The sequence below is a fragment of the Streptomyces sp. NPDC089919 genome, from assembly GCF_040684615.1.
Taxonomy (GTDB): domain Bacteria; phylum Actinomycetota; class Actinomycetes; order Streptomycetales; family Streptomycetaceae; genus Streptomyces.
Window position 1 is genome coordinate 1 of sequence record NZ_JBFBGK010000189.1, and the last position, 6,592, is coordinate 6,592.

Here is a 6,592-nt window from a genome sequence, read left to right on the forward strand (position 1 = left end):
CGGCGGGGCTGGATTTTCCAGCCCCGCCGGCGATTGAGGCGACCGTCGCGCAGCGGCGGTACGGGGGTCCGGGGGCGAAGCCCACCGGTTTCGGGAAGGGGCGGGGAGGGGACCAGCTCCGCGCAGCGGCACCCGCACCCGCACCCGCACCCGCACCCGCACCCACAACAGCGACCGAGACACCGGCACCGGCACCGCCCGTCATGGCGATGCACGGCGTCGGCCGGACGTACGACGGCCCGCCACCCGTGGCCGCGCTACGGGACTGCCACCTCACCGTCCGCCGGGGCGAATTCGTGGCCGTCGTCGGCCCCTCCGGCTCCGGCAAGTCCACCTTCCTGAACATCGCCGGCCTCCTCGACACCCCCACCGAAGGCCACTACGTCCTCGACGGCATCGACACCGGCCCCCTCCCCGACACCACCCGCACCGCCCTCCGCGGCCGCCGCATCGGCTTCGTCTTCCAGGCCTTCCACCTGGTCGGCCACCTCACCGCCCGCGAGAACGTCGCCCTCGCCCTGCTCTACACCCGCGTCCCCCGCGCCGAACGCCTGGACCGGGCCGACGAGGCCCTGCGGCAGGTGGGCCTGGCGCAGCGCGCCGGGGCGACGCCCAGTCGGCTGTCCGGCGGCGAGCAGCAGCGGGTGGCGATCGCCCGCGCGCTGGTCGGCCGCCCGAGCCTGCTGCTGTGCGACGAGCCGACCGGCAACCTGGACTCGGTCAGTGCCGGCACCGTCCTCGCGCTCCTCGAGGAACTGCACCGGGCCGGCATGACGGTGCTCGTCATCACCCACGACCCCGCCGTGGCGGCCCGCGCCGACCGCACGGTCACCATCCGCGACGGGAGGCTCGGCCGGTGACCCGGGCCCGCCCACCGGTCGAGAACACCCGGCTCGCCGTCCGCGACGCCCTCGGCGAGGCGATCGCCGGGATCCTGCGCCGGCCCGGCCGGGCCGCGCTCACCGCCCTGGGCACCCTCCTCGGCGTCGGCAGCTTCGTCGCCGTGCTGGGGCTGACCGCCACCCTCTCCGCCCGGATCGACGGCCGCTTCACCGCCCTGACGGCGACCGAGGTGACCGTCGAGGACGTGGCCGTCCGCCAGGACGAGTACGCCGGGCCCGGCCTGCCCGCCGACGTCGAGCGCCGCATCGGGGTGCTCGCCGGGATCCGGGACGCCGGGCTCTGGTGGACGGTGCGGCTGCCGGCCGGCGCGGTGGCCACCACCCCGGACTCCCGGGCCCTGGGCCCGGACACCGCGGTGCTCGCCGCCTCCCCGGGCGCGGTACGGGCCGCCGTACCGCGGCTGCGCGAGGGGCGGCTCTACGACGAGTTCGCCGAACGCACCCGGCAGCGGGTCGTGGTGCTGGGCGCCGGCGCCGCCGACCGGCTCGGGATCACCACCCTCGGCACCCGGCCCGCGGTGTGGATCGGCGGCGAGGCCTTCACCGTGGCCGGCGTCCTGGCCGACGTACGCCGGCAGCCGGACATGCTGCTGTCGGTGCTGGTGCCGCGGGCCACCGCCGAGGAGGTGTGGGGGCCGGCCGCGCCCGGCGACGCCCGGCTGCTGGTCTCCACCCGGCTCGGCGCGGCCCGGCAGGTCGCCGCCCTGGCGCCCCGGGCGCTGCGGCCGGACCACCCCGAGTACCTGAAGGCCGTCCCGCCGCCCGACCCCCGGGAGCTGCGGACCGGCGTCTCCTCGGACCTGTCCTCGCTCATCCTGGTGCTCGCCGGGGTCTGCCTGGTGATCGGCGCGGTGGGGATCGCCAACACCACGCTGGTGGCGGTCCTGGAGCGGCGCGCCGAGATCGGGCTGCGCCGGGCCCTGGGCGCGCGGGGCCGGCACGTGGCCGCCCAGTTCCTCACCGAGTCCGCCGTCCTGGGCGCGCTCGGCGGAGCCGCCGGCACCTCCCTGGGCGTCCTGACCGTGGTCGGCACGGCCCTGGCCCGCGACTGGACCCCGGTCCTCCCCACCGCCGCGGTCGCCGCCGCCCCCCTGGCAGGCCTGGCCACCGGCCTCCTGGCCGGCCTCCACCCCGCCGTCCGGGCAGCCCGCATCCCCCCGTCCGAAGCCCTCCGCCACTGACGGCGGGCCCTGACGGGGGGACGGCGTCCGGACCTCAGGCCTTCGGGGCGACCTTGCTCAGGCCGTTGATGATGCGGTCGGCGGCGTCGCCGCCGGTGGGGTCGGTGAGGTTGGCCAGCATCTTGAGGGTGAAGCGCATCAGCATGGGGTGGGTCAGGCCCCGCTGGGCGGCGATCTTCATGATCTTCGGGTTGCCGATCAGCTTCACGAAGGCGCGGCCCAGCGTGTAGTAGCCGCCGTAGGTCTCCTTGAGGACCTTCGGGTAGTTGTGCAGGGCCAGTTCGCGCTGGGCCGGGGTGGCCCGGGCGTGCGCCTGGACGATCACGTCCGCGGCGATCTGCCCCGACTCCATGGCGTACGCGATGCCCTCGCCGTTGAAGGGGTTCACCAGCCCGCCCGCGTCACCGACGAGCAGCAGGCCCTTGGTGTAGTGCGGCTGCCGGTTGAAGGCCATCGGCAGCGCCGCGCCCCGGATCGGACCGGTCATGTTCTCCGGGGTGTAGCCCCAGTCCGCCGGCATCGAGGCGCACCAGGCCTTCAGGACCTCGCGCCAGTCCAGCTCCCGGAAGGCCGAGGAGGAGTTGAGGATGCCCAGGCCGACGTTGGACGTGCCGTCGCCCATGCCGAAGATCCAGCCGTACCCGGGCAGCAGCCGGTCCTGCGCCCCGCGCCGGTCCCACAGCTCCAGCCAGGACTCCAGGTAGTCGTCGTCGTGCCGCGGCGAGTGGAAGTACGTCCGCACGGCCACGCCCATCGGCCGGTCCTCGCGCCGGTGCAGCCCCATCGCCAGCGACAGCCGGCTGGAGTTGCCGTCCGCCGCGACCACCAGCGGCGCGTGGAAGGTGACCGCCCGCTTGTCCTCGCCGAGCTTGGCGTGCACGCCCGTGATGTGGCCGGTGCGCGGGTCCCGGACCGGCTCGCCCACGTTGCACCGCTCGTACAGCCGGGCGCCGGCCTTCTGCGCCTGCCGGGCCAGCGTCTCGTCGAAGTCGTCGCGCTTGCGGACCAGTCCGTAGTCCGGGAAGGACGCCAGCTCGGGCCAGTCCAGCTCCAGGCGCACCCCGCCGCCGATGATCCGCAGGCCCTTGTTGCGCAGCCAGCCGGCCTCTTCGGAGATGTCGATGCCCATCGCCACCAGCTGCTTGGTGGCCCGCGGCGTCAGACCGTCGCCGCAGACCTTCTCGCGCGGGAAGGCGGTCTTCTCCAGCAGCAGGACGTCCAGTCCGGCCTTGGCGAGGTAGTACGCGGTGGTCGAGCCGGCGGGCCCGGCTCCGACGACGATCACATCAGCGGTGTGCTCGGAGAGGGGCTCGGCCACGACGGGGACTCCCGGAGACTCGAAATTTCTGCGTGCCGTCGGCACAGGACATGGGCAGTCTATGCAGCGGACCGTGATCGCCACCGAGAAGGGCTGCCCGATGACCAAGCTGCTCCCCGCCGTCCAGCTGCGCGTGCCGACCGAGGAGGACGCGTACGCCTGGCACCGGGTCTTCGCCGACCGCGAGGTCATGGAGTTCCAGGGCGGCCGGCCGGCGGAGCTGTCGGTGTACGAGGAACTGACCGCCCGGCAGCGGATGCACGACGCCCAGCTGGGCTTCTGCTTCTGGACGATGCTCGACGAGAACGACGAGGTCATCGGTTTCACCGGCGCGCAGCCCTGGCCGCGCGAGTGGGGCCCGGTCGGCCGGATAGAGATCGGCTGGCGGCTGGCGCGCCCGTACTGGGGCAAGGGGTACGTCACCGCGGCGGCGCGGGAAACCCTCGACCGGGTGCGTGCCGCGGGCGTACCGGAGGTGGTCGCGATGGTGGACGCGGCCAACAGCCGTTCGATCGCGGTCACCCAGCGGCTCGGCATGGAACTGGCCGAGGTCTTCCCGCTGGGCGGCGGCGAGCGCCAGGGCCACCGCTACCGGCTCGTGCTCGGGTAGGGCGCGGCCGGGAAAGGGGCGGTGGTCGGACCGCGGACCGCCGGTGGTCCGCCACCGGACCGCCGGAGCCCCGCCGGGGGTTCAGAAGACGGACAGCCCCGTCAGGGTCGTGAAGCGGTCGAGCGCCGCCACGCCCGCGACGGAGTTGCCGCGCTCGTCCAGCCCCGGGCTCCACACGCACAGCGTGCACCGCCCGGGCACCACCGCCACGATGCCGCCGCCGACCCCGCTCTTGCCGGGCAGCCCCACCCGGTAGGCGAAGTCGCCCGCCGCGTCGTACGTCCCGCAGGTCAGCATCACCGCGTTGACCTGCTTGGCCTGGCTGCGGGTCAGCAGCCGGGAGCCGTCGGCCAGCAGGCCGTGCCGGGCCAGGAAGCGCGCGGCCAGCGCCAGGTCGGCGCAGCTGGTCTCGATCGCGCACTGCCAGAAGTAGTGGTCCAGCAGGGTGGGCACCGGGTTGGCGATGTTGCCGTAGCTGGCCATGAAGTGCGCGAGCGCGGCGTTCCGGTCGCCGTTCGCGGACTCGGAGGCGGCCACCTCCGGGTCGAAGGCCAGGTCCGGGTTGCCGCTCTCGCGCCGCAGGAACTCCAGGAGTTCGCTGCTCGCGTCGCCCGTCGTGGTGTGCAGCCGGTCGGTGACGACCAGCGCGCCCGCGTTGATGAAGGGGTTGCGCGGGATGCCGTTCTCGTACTCCAGCTGCACCAGGGAGTTGAAGGGGTTGCCGGAGGGCTCCCGGCCCACGTGCTCCCACAGGCCGTCCCCGTCGGAGGCGAGGACCAGGGCCAGGGTGAAGACCTTGGTGATCGACTGGGCGGAGAAGGGGACCTGCCAGTCCCCCACCCCGTACACCCGGCCGTCGAGGTCGGCGACCGCCATGCCGAAGGCGCCCGGGTCGACCCCGGCGAGCGCCGGGATGTAGCCGGCCGGCTCGCCGCTGCCGACCAGCGGCGCGACCTCCTCGGCGATCTGCTCCAGTACGGCCTGGTAGTCCACGTCGGTGCGTCCGGGTGCGGGCCGGCTAGGCGGCGGGCTTGGAGCCGCGGTGCAGGGCCACCACGCCCCCGGTGAGGTTGCGCCAGGCCACGTCCGCCCAGCCGGCCTTCTGCAGCAGCGCGGCCAGCGCGGGCTGGTCCGGCCACTCGCGGATGGACTCGGCGAGGTAGACGTACGCGTCGGGGTTGCTGGAGACCGCGCGGGCCACCGGCGGCAGCGCGCGCATCAGGTACTCGGTGTAGACGGTCCGGAAGGGCGCCCAGGTCGGCTGCGAGAACTCGCAGATCACGACCTTGCCGCCGGGCTTGGTGACCCGGTGCATCTCGCGCAGCGCGGTCTCGGTGTCCTGGACGTTGCGCAGCCCGAAGGAGATCGTGACGGTGTCGAAGGTGTCGTCCTTGAACGGCAGCTTCGTGGCGTCGCCGGCGGTCAGCGGCAGGTGCGGGTTGCGGCGCTTGCCCTCGCGGAGCATGCCGAGGGAGAAGTCGCAGGGCACGACGTACGCGCCGGTGGCCGCGAAGGGCAGCGAGGAGGTGGCGGTACCGGCGGCGAGGTCGAGGACCAGGTGCGCGGGGCGCGCGCCGACCGCCTTGGCGACCTCCTTGCGCCACAGCCGCGACTGGCCGAGCGAGAGGACGTCGTTGGTGACGTCGTAGTTCGCCGCGACGCCGTCGAACATGGTGGCGACCTCGTGCGGCTGCTTGTCCAGGGATGCCCTTGTCACTGGCGTGTGCCTCACTCTGCGCTGGTTCCGGGTACTGCCTTCCCCATTCTGGCAGCCCGCCCGGCCCGTCCTCGCGCGGGCTCCGCCCCGGCCCGCCCGGCGGGTCAGCGTCCCCGGTACAGCAGCCGGCCGGCGAGGACCGTGGCCACGCAGGTACCGGCGCCCAGGGCGAGCAGGGACTCCTCGTCGGGGACGGCGAAGGCGGCGAAGTCGGCCCGGTCACCGACCGCCAGGGGCGCCTCCACCGCGGAAGCCAGCGACGCCGCCCCGCCCAGCGGGTCCAGCAACGCCACCGGGTCGGACCCGGTCACCGAGCCGGGCGCGGTCAGCGCGAAGCCCACCTTGGCCACCGGAGGGGACAGCAGGGGGTCGGGCGAGAGGGCGAGGACGGTCGTGCCGTACCGCAGGAACTGCTGGAGCCCGCGCCGGACCCCGGCGGCCCGCCGCGCCGGGTCCGCCCCGAGCGCGTCCGTGGCCTCGGCCGTCAGCGGGGCCGTGCCCAGCGCCTCGGCCTCCCGGGGGTCGGGGAAGTAGCACCGCCGCAGCAGGAAGGCGGCGGCGTCCTGCCGCAGTCCGGGGGTCAGCACCCCCGGCCACTCCCGTATTCGGGCGGTCGGATGGGCGGCCGTCAGCTCCGCCCGCGGCCCGATCGCCGCGATCCGGTCGCCCTCCACCAGCAGCGCCCCGTCCGCCACCGGCGCCGCCCCGACGGGCAGCACCAGCGGCGCGGCGTGCAGCGTCCGCACGGCAGGGCTCAGTTCGCGTCGAGGAGCTTGAGCTCCGGGTGGGCGGTGCCGCCCTCGATGGCGATGGAGGAGATGTGGGAGACGACGCGCTCGTCGACGGGGTCGTTGGCGGGGTCGT

The 6,592-nt window shown here is 74.7% G+C and carries 7 protein-coding genes; 3 read left to right on the forward strand and 4 right to left on the reverse strand.

The features are described 5' to 3' along the window. The first annotated feature begins 203 nt into the window (after nt 1–203). Nucleotides 204–860, forward strand: a complete 657-nt coding sequence (locus tag AB0O40_RS37070; protein ID WP_365050550.1) for an ABC transporter ATP-binding protein — start codon at nt 204–206, stop codon at nt 858–860. Further along, the gene (locus AB0O40_RS37075) at nt 857–2,083 is read left to right on the forward strand and encodes an ABC transporter permease (RefSeq protein WP_365050552.1); all 1,227 of its coding nucleotides are present in this window, start codon (nt 857–859) and stop codon (nt 2,081–2,083) included. Before AB0O40_RS37070 ends, AB0O40_RS37075 begins: the two co-directional genes overlap by 4 nt. Nucleotides 2,084–2,117: 34 nt before the next feature. On the opposite strand, the gene AB0O40_RS37080 is transcribed toward AB0O40_RS37075, so the two are convergent. Then, nucleotides 2,118–3,401, reverse strand: coding sequence for a geranylgeranyl reductase family protein (locus AB0O40_RS37080; protein ID WP_365050554.1), 1,284 nt, complete (start codon nt 3,399–3,401; stop codon nt 2,118–2,120). A gap of 100 nt (nt 3,402–3,501) precedes the next feature. Here AB0O40_RS37080 and AB0O40_RS37085 point away from each other — a divergent pair, with 100 nt between their 5' ends. After that, nucleotides 3,502–4,011, forward strand: coding sequence for a GNAT family N-acetyltransferase (locus tag AB0O40_RS37085; RefSeq protein WP_365050562.1), 510 nt, complete (start codon nt 3,502–3,504; stop codon nt 4,009–4,011). 81 nt (nt 4,012–4,092) lie between these two features. Here AB0O40_RS37085 and AB0O40_RS37090 read toward each other — a convergent pair whose 3' ends face one another. The 3 genes from AB0O40_RS37090 to AB0O40_RS37100 all read right to left on the reverse strand — a co-directional run bounded on the left by AB0O40_RS37090 (nt 4,093) and on the right by AB0O40_RS37100 (nt 6,474). Then, a complete protein-coding gene (locus AB0O40_RS37090; protein ID WP_365050556.1) occupies nt 4,093–5,004 on the reverse strand; it encodes a glutaminase in 912 nt (303 codons plus the stop codon). A gap of 25 nt (nt 5,005–5,029) precedes the next feature. Next, nucleotides 5,030–5,728, reverse strand: a complete 699-nt coding sequence (locus tag AB0O40_RS37095) for a demethylmenaquinone methyltransferase (protein ID WP_365050558.1) — start codon at nt 5,726–5,728, stop codon at nt 5,030–5,032. Between the two features lie 104 nt (nt 5,729–5,832). Beyond that, nucleotides 5,833–6,474 carry a hypothetical protein gene (locus AB0O40_RS37100; protein WP_365050560.1) on the reverse strand — a complete coding sequence of 214 codons (642 nt, stop codon included), beginning with the start codon at nt 6,472–6,474 and terminating at the stop codon, nt 5,833–5,835. Between the last annotated feature and the right edge of the window lie 118 nt (nt 6,475–6,592).

What these genes read in the sequence shown, in the direction of transcription:
- AB0O40_RS37070 (WP_365050550.1), top strand. Translation starts at nt 204, where the DNA reads ATGGCGATGCACGGCGTCGGCCGGACGTACGACGGCCCGCCACCCGTG.
- AB0O40_RS37085 (WP_365050562.1), top strand. Translation starts at nt 3,502, where the DNA reads ATGACCAAGCTGCTCCCCGCCGTCCAGCTGCGCGTGCCGACCGAGGAG.